Origin of the sequence: Aureliella helgolandensis, assembly GCF_007752135.1 — a bacterium.
GTDB classification, from domain to species: Bacteria; Planctomycetota; Planctomycetia; order Pirellulales; family Pirellulaceae; genus Aureliella; species Aureliella helgolandensis.
In genome coordinates, this window is the sequence record NZ_CP036298.1 from 858,033 (window position 1) to 872,098 (window position 14,066).

The following is a 14,066-nucleotide window of genomic DNA, read 5'->3' on the forward strand; positions in this document are numbered from 1 at the left end:
TATGGCAACAATTATAGCCCATACCGCCGTAGTCGACCCCCGCGCGGAATTAGACGACGAAGTTCGTGTCGGTCACCATTGCGTGATTGGTCCTAACGTCAAAGTAGGACGAGGTACGCGCCTTGAAAACAACGTGACCTTGACTGGCAATTCAATTCTTGGTCGCAATAATCATCTCTTTCCTGGAGTGGTGATTGGCGCGGAACCGCAAGACCTCAGCTATCAAGGGTCACCTACGCAAGTGATTATTGGTGACGGGAATGTGTTTCGCGAATCGGTGACGATCAATCGAGCGACTGAAAAAGAGGATGGTATCACGGCCGTCGGTAGCAATTGCTACATGATGACCTGCAGCCATGTGGCCCACGATTGCAAAGTCGAAGATCGTGTCATCATGGCAAATAACGTCATGCTGGGCGGACATGTGCACGTGGCTCACGATGCGACCTTGTCAGGTGGCTGTGCCGTGCATCATTTCGCCTCCATCGGTTGCTACAGCTTTGTGAGCGGCTTGAGTCGAGTGCTGCATGACGTGCCTCCTTACATGTTGGTGGAAGGCTTTCCTGCGCGTCCTCGCACGGTCAATGTCGTCGCCCTCAAACGCAAAAACTTTTCGAACGAAGCCATCAAGGCTCTGATGGAGGCGTATCGCTTGCTCTACCGGTCCCGCGTTGGTATGGAACATGCCCGCGATATTCTCTCGGGAGGCAAGCCGATGTTGCCTGAGTTGCAAGTCCTGTTTGATTTTATCGAAGATTCTCAAGGCGGTCGCCACGGACGTGGACGCGATCGGAGGAAGGCAGCGTGAGTGCTTTGCGTTTAGCAATCATTGGTGGCGGACACCTGGGGCGAATTCACGCCAAGCTGGCGCATGCCGGCGAGTCCTTTGAGGTCGTGGCCGTTGCCGATCCCAGTCCGGCCTCGCGGCAATTGGTCACAGACAATCTCCAGCTGCCTACCGTCGCAGATTACCGCGAGTTGCTGGGGCAGATCGACGCTGCAATTATCGCCGCGCCTACGGTCTCCCATTACGACATTACCAGCAGCTTGCTGCGTGGTGGAGTTCACTGCTTGGTTGAGAAACCGCTCACGACCTCTGCGGAGGAAGCTCAACGATTGGTGCAGCTCGCCCGACGCTATAATCGCGTGCTCCAGACTGGGCACGTGGAACGATTCAACCCTACATGGACGACTGCTCAGCCCCATTTGGGAGCTCCCAAGTTTGTCGAAGCGGTGCGAGCCGGCGCCTACAGTGGTCGCAGTACCGACATCGGCGTCGTGATGGACCTGATGATTCATGACCTGGACCTGATCCTCTCCCTCGATTCCTCTCCCGTGGAACGAATTTCAGCGAGTGGAATGTCGCTCCTGGGAACCCATGAGGATCTCGCCGAGACTCGGCTGGAGTTTGCCAGTGGATGTATCGCTACCCTGCGAGCCTCGCGTTTAGCGACGTCTCCCACGCGGCGCATGCAGCTCTACACGACCCGCGGTTTCGCCGACATTGATTTTTCGGCTGACAGCGTTCAGATCGTCAAGCCGACCATGGATGTTTTGGCCCGCACCGTCGCCCTAGACGACTTGCCAGCTTCCGAGCGGATGCAGGCCAAAGAACGCATTTTCCAAGACTTCCTCGAGCCTCAGACGCTGGAAGCACCGGGTAGAAATGCCATTTTGGACGAACAAAACGATTTTGCCATCAGTGTCAAAACTGGGACCGCCCCTGTGGTTACGGGGGAGGACGGAGCTCGGGCTGTTGACTTGGCCAATCGCATCGTCTCGACGATCTCCCAGCATGGGTGGGATGGTCTGGACAGCAAGCCTTGGCGAGTTGGCCCCTTGGCCACGGCCGAGCCTCGGATTTTGCCACATCCGGCAGTCGTACGAGATGCTCCGCAGGAAACTCGCCGCCGAGCCGCCTAAAAACACGCCGCCTAGCATCGTGTTTCCTGCACTAGCAGGGGGACAATTGCTTGGCTCGGCTTCCCGTTGCGAAGCCAGCACCGTCGGCTGGTACATCGATCGACCTGTTCAAGCCTAAACCCACCACAATGTAACTGTGTTGCACTATACGAAATTAAGGGAAGTGATTATCATTTTGGTCTCGTAGAGGAGTTGGATAAACCTCCGCTCCTATCCGTGAAGCATTCGCAAGAATACTGGATCTAGCGTCTCTTAGTAGGCCACGGATCGTTCGAACACTTGCTGACCCCCAGTATAGCCATTTTTGGTTGCACTAGTGTGACTGGATTTCTTGGCTGACAGGAAATGGCGGTCAGGCATTGTTCGAGTGATCGAAGATTCAGTAGGAAACTGGAGGGTAAGCGAATGGCTAGCGGCTTCATTGGAAATGAAGTGCCCCGTAAGGGGTTGCGGGTTCGAGTCCCGTGCCCTCCGCTCGAGAGCTGCTGGTAGCCAAGCTACCGCAGCCGAATTCAGGATGCCGCAGTTCTTGCAGATGCAGGAATTGCGGCATTTTTCGTTTGGGGGAATCGCATATTTGTCACATCCCTAGCACTCTCGCCTGCCGAACGATTTTCGCCGTAAGCAAATGGGGCGCTAGATATACGGTAGGGCGACCCCAATGCTAGCTCTCCAAAAGGTGCCATCCATCTTTGCCACTCCATTGCTAGCTAAATCTGAAAGATGGGTGGCACCTTTCGGTATTTTGGAGTGCTGCGACTTGTCGTAGCTATCTTGCCCGGCGGCCGGTAGAGTCCGCCCGCATCTAAAGCTGCCCCAAACGTGCAGTCCGCCTCTGGAGGTCCAATGCTAGTTGAAGGCACTAGATGGCTGGCACCTATTGCACTCTCGTCAGCCGAACGAACCTCGCAGTAGGTGGTCTTGCTCTAGCTGCAATAGGGGGGGGGGGCAGTTCCGATGCAAGATTTCTTCCCCAAAGGTGCCATCCACCTTTTGCCGCCCCAATGCTATCTAAATCTGATCGATGGGTGGCACCTATTGAATATGGGTGGCACCTATTGACACATTGCAACGCTCTAGAGGTGGAGGGGGCTTAAAGGTGGGGGAAACTACCCAGCTTCGCACCTTTTACTTGCTCTCGGGGCAGTTCGCCGCTATATTGGTGGGGCATCCATGCCTCTTAGGACGTTGTTATTGCCCAGAGGGTGGTTTGGTAGTTTGCGGGATGAAGTTCTCCTTAACTTGTCCCGTGAGGTTACGCCCGTAAAGATCTAGAGATGGAAAATTTGTAGCTATGAAATGTAGGATTTGCCTCCGCAATAATGCCCCGTCGACGGTATTGCGATCGACTGGACGTCATTTAGTTCAAGCTGGTCTTGTCCTTGTCGCTGTATTATTTCTGTCAGCGGCAGCGCACGCTGGAGTAATGATTGATTTCGAAACACGGCCGGATGGTTCTACGATCGGGCCTGACAATTCGGAGCTGGGACTCAATGAGGCCTACACATTTGATAGTGGACTCGAAGTTACTTTTGGTTTCGATACCAGCGTAACTAATAGTCAAAGAAACAACTTCACGAATGACTCTGTGTTCAGCGCTGATGAAGCAGCGAAGTTTGAGCTGAGTGGTGGTTCCGACAATGGAAACGGATTTCTGTCCAGCACGGCTAGTGGTCAGCATGATACCGGAAGAGACGCGACGGCTCAGGAGCAGTTGGGAGACTACTTTCTTAGACAGGGAGGAGGCATTGAGAATCCGAAGGGAACAGCGTTTGTCATTGATTACAACCAAGGCGTCTTAGCATTGAGCGGTGAAATTTGGGATATTGATTCAACCCAAAAAAACAACAATCAGAAGTACGAGAGTTGGCGAGTCGTTGCTTATGGAGAGGACGATTCGTATGTTGCTCACGTTGACAGCCCTAAGGGGATACATCACAGCAAGAACGGTTCACTCGATAGCCTGCCCTGGGTGTTTTCCGTCGAAAGTAGTGCGAAATTAATCCACCAAGTCGTGATCCTGTACACTGGTTCCGCTACATCTGTCGGACTTGCCTTCAATAATTTCAATCCAACTCAAGCAGCACCACCTGTGGCTCCTGAGCCCTCTTCGTTAATGGTGTTTGGTATGGGGGCGTTGTCTTGCATTCGCTTCCGGCGCCGCTAAGCGAGCTGTTCTGAGGGACGGTCTGCGGCTCCTGATCGCTGCGGCCGTCGTCTTCTCAAATGCTTGAGCTGCGACATGTTGAGCTTATTGCACTATCGCGAGCTAGTAGGAAACCGAATCTTCGAAAACCCTGTTGGATGGCCCTGCCCGGCCAGCCAAGCAGGGTTTTCTGTTGCCCACGTAACATTTTACTGCGTAGGGAAGATCGCTGCTCGAACGCGAGCTGGCTCTTCTGGGGGCCATGTGGAGTGCTGCGACTTGTCGTAGCTTTCTTACCCGGCGGCCTAGTAATTGTGCCCGCAGCTATTGTCGCTCGGAGCTGTAGCTGCCCCACGTCTGTAGGGCTTGCTGCTATTCGAGCTGGACGGGATTGGCATTGGGCTGCACTTGAAACACCAGCTCGGTGGTCTACGTGCACCGCTTCTGGGCAGCCCAACATAGCGATGACAAGTCATCGCACTCCACATTGTGGTGGCCCCCTGTTGGGGCCATGTGGAGTGCTGCGACTTGTCGTAGCTTTCTTGCCCGGCTCCTGGTGAGTGTGCCCGCAGCTATTGTCGCTCGGAGCTGTAGCTGCCCCGCGTCTGTAGGGCTTGCTGCTATTCGAGTTGGGTTAGGCTTTCGTTCCGATGAGTAGGCTGCCGTGGGCGGGGACTTGGGCTATGTGGGCTTCTGCGAGCAAGCCGGCTGATCGCATCATCGATTGGTATTCGTCCAAACGGAAGCAACGTCCCTCGCAGATGGAGAATAGCATGGCTGAGTAGGCGGCGACGGGACGGGGGCCGGTGGAAACCGGGGGAGAGCCGGGGGGAACTGAGTTCAGAAACGCGTCCAAAATAATGGCACGTCCGTTGTTGGAAAGTTGCCGTGCGTAGTGCTGGACCAATCTCTCAGCATCGGACGCATTGTAATCGTGCAGTATATTGGCCAAAAGAACGGTATCGAACGCTCTGGATGCTGTGAAAGTGTGAATGTCGCCATAGACGAATTCGACCCGTTCGCTCAGCCCTGCCGCTTGAGCATATTCTTGGGCTACCGCCAGCGGTGGCTGACGATCGACGATAGTCGCCGACAGCTGAGGGTGTTTTTCAAGTAAGGCTAAGGTGTACAGGCCGTGCCCCCCACCGATGTCGAGCAGGTGAGTGGCGGTCGATAGGTCGAGCTCTTGAGCTACAAACGGCGCAACGTTCCGGGCTCGGGCTGCCATGGCTCGCGTGAGTGCATCGGACGTTTCAGGATCGTCCAAGGCGGATGGCCCACCTTCTTCGTGAAAGACGAATGAGATGTCGCCAGCCGGTGCATCGTGCTTTAGGCAGGCGATCATGTTCTGCGCGTCCGCGCCGAAGGCCCCCAAGCCGATGTAGCCGCGCAGGTTGAACTTTGACTTGGGCGACAATTTTTCACGCCCCAGTTCTGTCAAATCGATTTGCTGGTGACTATCGACATCGAGCAGTCCCATGGAACGCAGGCCCGTTAGCAATACATTGGCGGAGCGTTCTGGCAACTGCAGGTGTTGGCGCAGTGCTTCATAGGCGAGTGGACCGTCGTCGAGGGCTTGTCCCACGTCGAAGGCTGTCGTTCCGGCTACCAGCAGCAGCGATAGCTTGTCGGCCCGCAGATCGTCCAGGATTTGCGTGGGGTCCAACTCGGGGGATTCAAAGTGCATGCTGCTGGCCTAGTGTTGGTTCAGAGTGTTGGCTGTGTCGACGCGAGGGAAGCGATTCTAAGGGCTCACTCGCTAGCTGAGTAGCCAGCTCTTTAGCGGCAACTGCGACGTCGAAGGCGCGGCCAAAGCAATGCCTGCGTTGCACCCAACCTTTTTGCGACGTCAACTCTGCTTGATCTGGTAGCGTTCGAGGTAGCCAAAGTTCGGGAACTTCCCGTCCTTGCGTCCCGGTTGCCCCTGCATGCCGGCCAGATAGAGCACATCACCGGCCGGGCTGAACAGGGCGGTGGTGATTCGCATGCCGGTCTTGGCTTGACCGACAAGTTGTCCGTCTTCTTGGCTGAAGATGCCGGTGTTCCAATTGCCACCTCTGAGGCGACCAGCCATCGCAAAATACTCGCCGCTAGGATGCCAAGCGAGAGTTTCCATCAGGCCCTCACCAGCTTGGTCGGACACCGTCTCTTGCAGCTTTTCAACGGGAGACTTCTGCCATGCAAAGCGTTGCCACAATTGCTTACCGTTGCCAGCCATGGGATCTCGCATGTCTCCCATGCCAGCTGCGTAGAGCGATTGGCTATCGGGAGCGAAGGCGACTGCGAAGATTCCTCCAATGTAGCAATGGCTCTTGATGATGCCCCAGCTCGTGAAGGAAGGCGTTCGCCACTCGGCGAGGCACTCGCCGCTAGTTACGTCCCAGACCGCTAGATCACCCATGAGATTTCCGGCAGCCAAATATTGGCCGGTTGGATCGAAGGCAACGCATTGCACCGAAGGAAGCATGGTGAATTCGTGTTGCGTTTCACCGCTGTGGGCATCGACGACTCTTATTGTTGGTTCGGAACTCTCGAGCGGCGAGTAATCCTCAGCGCCGGTTAAGTATTGACCTGTTACCGATGCAAGTCTGCGCCGATCGGGGGAGCAGGCCATCTGCCATGACCAGAAGGAGTGAAGGTTTCGATCGAGTCGCGGCGCAACCAGTTTTGCAGACTCAGAAGCCGCAGTTGATTCAGCAGGCTTGGACCGGAGGGCCCGAATCTGGAGTTGTCCATCGAAGCCGGTGGAGGCGACTTCGGCATCTTGCTCCAGCAGGGCGACACTGGAGACGTAGCTCGCATGTTGTCCGATGCACTCCGGCACCGGCTTGGCTTCGTGATCGTCGCGAGCGGGCAATGAGAGTTCATAGACTCCATCCAGGCAGGCCGCATAGACTCGCTGCTCGTCGGCGGTGAGTGCGATATCCTGGATGCCCATTGGAAAAGAGTAACGGCCGGTTTTTTCAAGTTCAATTTTCATGGTTTGCTCACGCCAGCAGTTCTGCGATGGGGGCTGTGTCTTGCTCTACACGGTGGAAGGTGGGGAAGCCTGGAAGGTCGTAAGTTTCATGCGGGTCGATCCCCAAGGCGGCGAAGATCGTTGCGAAGAGCTGGCGTTGGTTGACCGGTTTGTCAGATACGGCGACACCATCTTCGTCCGTCGCGCCGTAGACAACTCCGGGACGAAGTCCACCTCCGGCCATGGCCATGCTCCATGCTTGAGGATAGTGATCCCGGCCGCGGGCATCGTTCAGAAAGGGGGTTCTACCAAACTCTCCCATCATCAAGACCAACGTATCGTCGAGTTGTCCGCTTTGTTCCAAATCAGAGATCAGGTGGAAGATGACTCGATCGAGTTCGGGAACCAGCATCTGGTGGGTCTCATGATTGAACACATGGCAGTCCCAGGGCATGCCGTTAGCAACCATCACAAAGGTCGAGCCGTTTTCAACCAGGTGTCGAGCCAGCAAACTGTGCATCCCGAACGTTCCGGGGCCATAGCGCTCGCGATCTCGCTGCGGGAGGGCCGCTAGGTCGAACAGGGGAGCGGCTTGCATTAGACCGTTCACACGCTCAAAGACTGCGTTGTAGGATTCTACGGCTGCTGTCCGATGGTCATTCATAAACTTGCGGCTCAGGAACGAACGCAGAGCTTCACGGTCCGCGTGCTCGAGTTCGCTCAGTTCTTCGGGGCGAATGACGTTATCGAGTCGGTATTCTCCACCGAAGCGTACCGGCCCATATTCGGCTCCCAGCCATCCGGCCCAGTTTGCCGCCTTGAACGATCGGAACTCGTTGCCTTCCGGACACGGATCAAGGAGGACAAATTGCGGGACAGGGCTGTCGAGTTGTCCCAGCTGCTGGGCAATCACCGATCCAAGAATGGGACGAGTGAAGGGAGGGCGTGGGCCTTCGCCACGCGTCAGCATGTCAATGGCTTGGAAGTGCTCGCCTGGTTCGGTCGACATGGAACGCACGACGGTCAGTTTATCCATGATGGTAGCGCACTTGGGCATCAAAGAGCTGACGTGCACTCCTGGAATGCAAGAGGCCATCGAGGGGAAGGGGCCACTGCTTGGTCGTCCAGGTTTTGGGTCCCAGGTTTCGAATTGACTGGGCGCCCCGCACAACCACAGTAGGATGCATCGCTTGCCCCGTCGCTGCACCGTTTCAGCGAAGGCCGGCACACTGAACAAGCTTTGGAAACTAGCCACGGAGGCTGCTCCAGCCATGCTCCCTTGGAGAAATAGGCGGCGGTGCAATTGATGATCAGCGCACCCAACTTGGCTGCCAGACTGGCAAGGGGCTGAGTTTTGGTGGGATTCCGAGCGTTTCATAGGAAATGGTAGGTCTTGAGACGACTAGTGATTGAAGCGGAATTCGGCACTGGTTAGAAGAGCCCAAGCTAGCCCTTCAATTTTTAGCTGTCGTGCTTGGCTTGAGGGCTGGGGGGGCGGAACTCGGGGCGATGGTGGCCGCTCGATCTTCTCGGTTAAGGCTGACGATTGGTCTGGGGCTGGATTTGCCGAGCTGGGGGAGGGAGAGGCTTCCAGGTAGTTCGTGCACTCGGAAACTTCCTCGTCGGTAGGGTGGCGACCCAGGATTTTGACAAATAGCTGCGTCACAACTTCTCGCGTCTCTGAGAGTTGGCTGACCTGGGAGAGGGTATTCGAGTGTTCGACGGAGGCCATTTCTTGGAGTTGGGGGCCGTTGGTGAGCCACAGTCCTTGGGAAACGTTGGACAGCGATTCCTCGGCCAGTACATCGGGGAACAGATTGGCAAACGCAGTCTTCCGGTCGAGCGTATCCCAGTGCTCGGGATGTTTTAGATCCAGGGCTACCTGGAACGATTGGTACAGCGATTCGGCGGTTAGCGGCTTGGCCAACGCCGAGGTAAACCACTTGGGATCGCTCGACGCTGTTAGAGAGGAATCGAGTTGATAGGTGCGACTGAGAGCCATGGAACGCAATAGTCGGCGAAGGTTGTAGTTCGAATGTTCAAAGTCGCGCGCCAGCCAATCCAGCAGTTCCGGATGACTGGCGGGGTGGAACGAATCGAGGGCGTTGACCGGGTGGACCAAGCCGCGCCCGAGCATCCAACCCCACATGCGATTGACCATGGCTTTGGCAACCAAGGGGTGTCCGGAGAACACCTCTTCAACGAAGGCCTTGCGTCGCGAAAATTTGGGAACTTTGGGCTCGGCACTCTCTTTGCTGTGCGGTTCATAGAGGTCGTCGCGCTCCTCTTCTTTTTCACCTTCTGCAGGCCGCGCCTCGGGAAGTGGTTCCGTTTGCAAGAAGACGAGTCGGTTGGGGGAGGATTGTCCACGCAGGTTCGCAAACTCCGAGAAGCCACCGATGGCAGCTTCGGCAATTCGAGGGCCCTGCGGCGTATCCACGTTTGTACTGCGATTGAAGAAGGCGACGAGCCCCCAGTAATGTGCTTGTTTAATTTCGTCAGCCAGTGGATGGTCATGGCACTGGGCACAGTCGATTTGTACACCAAAGAGATCTTTGGAAATCGCTTCGGCAATATCCTGGTGCTTATCCTTTCGCGAGTAGAGGTACCACACTGCCCCTCGATCGAGCTCCGTTTGGGGACGGGCTTCCAGCATCGCTTGTGCGACTTCGTTCCATGGCCGATTTTCTGCTATCGAATGGGTGAGGAAGTCAAACCAGCCGGAGGACTGGCGGCGTTTCACTTCGCGATCTGAAGTGCGCCCAATCAGAATCGCATCGAGCACGGTTGCTAAATGGCTGGCGTGTTCGTCGCTACCCAGCAACTGGTCAACGAGTTGTTCACGTTTGTCGAATGCGGTCGAAGCAAGGTAATTTGCTCGCTCTTGCTGTGTGGGGATCCGCCCCACAAGGTCCAAATAAACACGGCGAACGAACGACGCGTCGCTCGTCAACTTCGTCGGTTGGAGCTCGTTCGCCTGCCACGCTGCCTCAGTCGCTAGATCGATTACCTGCGACGGGTTTAAGCCCAGCGGTAGTCGTTGCAGGGCCTGGCCGGTCGTTTCGCCGTCCTGCTTCTGTTGAGTGGGAGAAGTTGGCGAGGGAGAGTCGAGCCAGTCTTCGGGAAGTGATGCTGAAGCGAAGAGCGTCAACCAGCCCTGAACCAATTCGATCTCTGCATCGGTCAATTGCCCCTCAGGCGGCATGTGCCCCACGGCGTCTGGCAGCAATACCGTCAGCAACAGGCTCTGCTCGACACTTTGCGGATCGATGGCTGGACCACTCAAACCACCACGCAGCAGGCTGGCGATTGTTTCCAGCTCGAGTTGGCCCGAATGCTCGGAAGCACGGTGGCATTCAAAGCAGTTTTCCACCAGCAGCGGTCGGAGGCTCTGCTCCCAAATCGTTTCGAGTTTTGCTAAGTCAGGGCCTGGGGCGGACGACGTAGCCGGAAGCTGCGAATCCACGCTGGGCTCTTCCACTTCTTCGGCTGGCAAGATTGCTGGAGGCGTTTCGGGATCGCCGGCTGGATCCGTGTCTCCTGGCACTGTTTCGGCTGCCAGTGTCTCGGCTCTTGAGATTTCCGAGGAGACTTGGCTATAGCCGGTGCTAGGAGACGCTACGAGCCAGGGCAGCACGAGGAAGGTGATTGCACAGGAATAGCGTCGGAGAGACCGCGTAGGTAGGGCTTGCATGGTGGTGGGGCAAGGAAGGCGGAAGGATGTGGGGAGGAAGGGCTGTCTATTATACACGGTTTTTCTCGCGACGAGCGTGGTTTGTGCAAAGTTGAGCGGAGGCTTAAGAGGGACGCTGCTAGCCGAGCCAGGCTGGCCCCATGGGCTTTCAATGTTAGATCCGTTTCAATGTTTGATCAGGATTCGCAGCAAGGCCTGGGAGGCCTCGGCCTCTTCGCTCACGACGCTGTCAGCGCCTGCAGAACGGAGCTTTTGCGTATTGCTTTGGAATCGACAACGCACCAGGATTGTGGCGAGTGCATTTGACTTGCGGGCGATACGCACAATCTGATTGGCGATGTCATCATTGGGCACGCTGACCACAATAATTGCGGCAGTGCCGATTTTCGCCAATTCCAACACGGATTGTTCAGTCGCATCCCCGACGACGGTGCGGAATCCCTCTTGGGCAAACGGATGCAAATTGATGGAGCTCAGGTCAACGAGGCAGACATCTAATCCGGTGAGCTCCAGTTGGCTGGCAACTTGGCGTCCAATGGGGCCAGCACCGATGATCGTCGCCTGCGACTTGCGCGTGGCTGCTTCCATCGTCCGTGGTGGTCCACTATTTCTGTCTTGGGTGCTGTAGGTCCACCTCAGCCCCTGTTTGAGTAGGAGTGGGGTGAGGATTAGGGAGCCAACGGAAATAGCGACCATGCGTTGGTAGTTCATGGCGGAGAGCAGTCCTGCATCCACTCCCTGGCTGGCGAGGATAAAGGCAAATTCACCTACATGGGCCAGGCCTATGCCCATCCCAAAGGAGCTCTGCAAGTTTAGGCTGGTAAGGCGGAGTGCGACGGTCGCAGCGAGACCTTTGATGAGAATCAGCCCGGTCAGGAATCCCAGAATCAATACGGGTTCGGAAATCAGCAGCCGGGGATCGAAGATTAGCCCCAGTCCCACAAAAAAGACAGCCGCGAACGTTTCGCGGAATGGGAACACGAGTGCATCTATTTGTTTCGTCCAGCGATTGCCGTTAAAACTCAGGCCTGCAGCAAACGCCCCCACGGCTGCTGGTAAACCGACGGTATAGGCGGCGAGTGTAACGCTGCCTAGCACCACCAGCGTGAATAAAATGACCAACTCTGGACTGCGATAGCCAGCAAATAGAGGGATAATCCACATCGCTAGAGCGTATCGGAGTCCGATGACGGCCAGCACAAACAGACTGGATATACCGGCTAGGGCTAGGTAGCTGCCGACGGTGACCGAATCGCTTTCACCGGTCAATAGCGGCACGATCAGCAAGAGTGGAACGAGTGCAGCGTCTTGAAACAGCAGGATTCCAATAGCTCGACGGCCATGCGGCTGGCTGGCTTGACCACACTCCGAGAGTGCTTTGAATACTAGGACGGTTGAGCTGAAGGCCGTGGCGGAGGCTAGCAACCAAGCGGGCCGCCAGCTGAGTCCCAGTTGGAGCAGCAAGCAGGCCACCGGGACAGCCACCATTAACATTTGTACTGTCCCACCGATGAGCAACTTGCGCCCCAGTGTTCTCAAATCGTCTAGCGAAAATTCAAGGCCGATGGAAAACAGCAGGAGGAAAACTCCCGTTTCCGCAAAGGCCTCCAGCTGATGGTTTGCATCGACAACCCATCCCAGACAGCCGTCGCCCAGGAGCGTCCCGACAACGAGGTAGCCGATCAGAACCGAGACTTTAATCCAGCGACAGACCAACCCCGCGATGAGCCCTGCGGCGAGGATGATCAGAAGTTCGCGAATGAGTGTGGGTGCCATACTTTAGAGAGAAAAGCCTTCAAGCTTCAGTTGTTGGCATTCGCGGATTGCTTGCTGGTATTCCGGCAGTGCAGCGACATTGATCGTTTCCAGTGGGTCGGTCTCGTGGTCATAGAGCTCGGTAGCCATTAAATCGCCACTGGTGAAATCACGCCACTCGGTGTAGCGATAACGTGCCGTTCGCACACTACGCCCCATGACCTCGGGTTGTTCGTCGTAGTAGGCGGGGCGGGGATGCTGCGTGAATGCGGCTGATCGTACCGTTGCTTGCGGGTTTTCGAGGATCGGCTTTAGGCTCTTGCCTTCCAGGTCCGGCACGGCTGGTAGACCGCACAGGTCGATGAGTGTTGGGTACATGTCGAGCAATTCGGCCAGCGACCCCGTGGCAGTTCCAGCCGCGTGCATTTCGGGAGTCGCAATCATGAGTGGAACCGCTGCATCGAGTTCGAAGTTGGATGTTTTAGCCCACAATGTTTGCTCACCCAGGTGGTAGCCGTGATCGGACCAGAAGACCACAATCGTGTTTTTACGCAGGTCGAGTCGCTCGAGCTCATCAAGAACGCGACCCACCTGCGCATCCATGTAGCTGATGGCAGCGAGGTAGCCGTGTCGCATTTCCATGACGGAGGCTTCATCCAGGACTCTGGGTTCCTTGCGTCCGAGAATTTCTCGGCTATTGTGCCAAGCGATGCGCGGCGCATCGGTGGGCCATTCGGGATTGGCTGGAGGAGATAGCTGAGAGCGATCGTAAAGGTCCCAGTATTTCTTGGGCGCGTTGAACGGAGAGTGGGGCTTCCAGAATCCGACCGCCAGGAAAAAGGGAGTGCTTGAGGCCTGCCGTTGTTGGAGTGCCTGTATCGCAAGGTCAGCAACTCTACCATCGAAATAGGCATCATCGGGCACATCCCTGCATTCACACTTGAGATCGCTGGCCAGATTGGGCGGGAGCTCCCCGGTGACTTGTGGGGTGTCAGAGCCGTGGTTGGCGAAGTGCATGGCGGCCGGTACGCTCCACGAGGCGGGATCTCCCTGTAGATCATGTATCCAGTTGTGGTAGATCTTCCCCACGTTTTGCGTGAAGTAACCATGTTGCATGAAGTGCTGGGGCAGCGTGACCACCTGTGGCCGAACGTCTCGAAAATGGGTTGGCAGATCCCAAATGCCGAGCGTGTCTGGTCGTAGTCCAGTCATCAGCGAGGCGCGGGATGGATTGCAGACCGCTTGTTGGCAATAGGCGTGCTTAAACAGACGGCCCTGCTCGGCCAAGCGATCGAGGTGCGGTGTCAACACCTCCTCATTCCCTAAGCAACCAAGATCATTGCGGAGATCGTCGGCTGCGATGAAGAGAACGTTGGGGCGATCTGCGGCACCGAGAGGGGCAAGGCAGGTACTCAGCCCAAGCACCATGCACATGAGAAATAGGAAGGTGCGAATTAGGGTAGGCGGAGTGTAATTCATCGGATGCCTAACGTAGGAGGTGGTAGGGGATCTGGAAGCGGCGGGCAGGTTGGCGTTCAAAGTTCGCCTTGGACCATCTCATGAACTTGGACCATCCATGAAACGGTGCG

At 56.3% G+C, this 14,066-nt stretch carries 9 protein-coding genes and 1 tRNA gene; 4 read left to right on the plus strand and 6 right to left on the minus strand.

Features of this window, described 5'->3' with window-relative positions; translation table 11 throughout:
* The first annotated feature begins 1 nt into the window (after position 1).
* The 4 genes from lpxA (at position 2) to Q31a_RS03135 (ending at position 4,090) form a co-directional block, all read left to right on the plus strand.
* Positions 2–808 carry an acyl-ACP--UDP-N-acetylglucosamine O-acyltransferase gene (gene lpxA, locus Q31a_RS03120; protein ID WP_145073870.1) on the plus strand — a complete coding sequence of 269 codons (807 nt, stop codon included), beginning with the start codon at positions 2–4 and terminating at the stop codon, positions 806–808.
* Positions 805–1,923 carry a Gfo/Idh/MocA family oxidoreductase gene (locus Q31a_RS03125; RefSeq protein ID WP_145073873.1) on the plus strand — a complete coding sequence of 373 codons (1,119 nt, stop codon included), beginning with the start codon at positions 805–807 and terminating at the stop codon, positions 1,921–1,923. Before lpxA ends, Q31a_RS03125 begins: the two co-directional genes overlap by 4 nt.
* A gap of 392 nt (positions 1,924–2,315) precedes the next feature.
* Positions 2,316–2,397, plus strand: a tRNA-Ser gene (locus Q31a_RS03130).
* A gap of 952 nt (positions 2,398–3,349) precedes the next feature.
* Entirely contained in the window at positions 3,350–4,090 is a 741-nt protein-coding gene (locus Q31a_RS03135) for a PEP-CTERM sorting domain-containing protein (RefSeq protein WP_197356116.1), read from the plus strand.
* Between the two features lie 613 nt (positions 4,091–4,703).
* Here the strand turns inward: Q31a_RS03135 and Q31a_RS03140 are convergent.
* From Q31a_RS03140 to Q31a_RS03165, 6 genes are all read right to left on the minus strand, one after another.
* Positions 4,704–5,756, minus strand: a complete 1,053-nt coding sequence (locus tag Q31a_RS03140) for a class I SAM-dependent methyltransferase (protein ID WP_145073879.1) — start codon at positions 5,754–5,756, stop codon at positions 4,704–4,706.
* A gap of 162 nt (positions 5,757–5,918) precedes the next feature.
* Positions 5,919–7,049 (minus strand): WD40 repeat domain-containing protein, encoded by a 1,131-nt coding sequence (locus Q31a_RS03145; protein WP_145073882.1) that lies wholly within the window; start codon positions 7,047–7,049, stop codon positions 5,919–5,921.
* Positions 7,050–7,056: 7 nt separating this feature from the next.
* A complete protein-coding gene (locus Q31a_RS03150; protein WP_145073885.1) occupies positions 7,057–8,406 on the minus strand; it encodes a DUF1501 domain-containing protein in 1,350 nt (449 codons plus the stop codon).
* Positions 8,407–8,430: 24 nt separating this feature from the next.
* The gene (locus Q31a_RS03155; protein WP_145073888.1) at positions 8,431–10,722 is read right to left on the minus strand and encodes a DUF1553 domain-containing protein; all 2,292 of its coding nucleotides are present in this window, start codon (positions 10,720–10,722) and stop codon (positions 8,431–8,433) included.
* Positions 10,723–10,887: 165 nt separating this feature from the next.
* On the minus strand, positions 10,888–12,498 hold the full coding sequence (locus Q31a_RS03160) for a cation:proton antiporter domain-containing protein (RefSeq protein ID WP_145073891.1): 1,611 nt from the start codon (positions 12,496–12,498) through the stop codon (positions 10,888–10,890).
* A 3-nt stretch (positions 12,499–12,501) separates the two neighbouring features.
* Positions 12,502–13,956 (minus strand): sulfatase, encoded by a 1,455-nt coding sequence (locus Q31a_RS03165; protein WP_197356120.1) that lies wholly within the window; start codon positions 13,954–13,956, stop codon positions 12,502–12,504.
* Between the last annotated feature and the right edge of the window lie 110 nt (positions 13,957–14,066).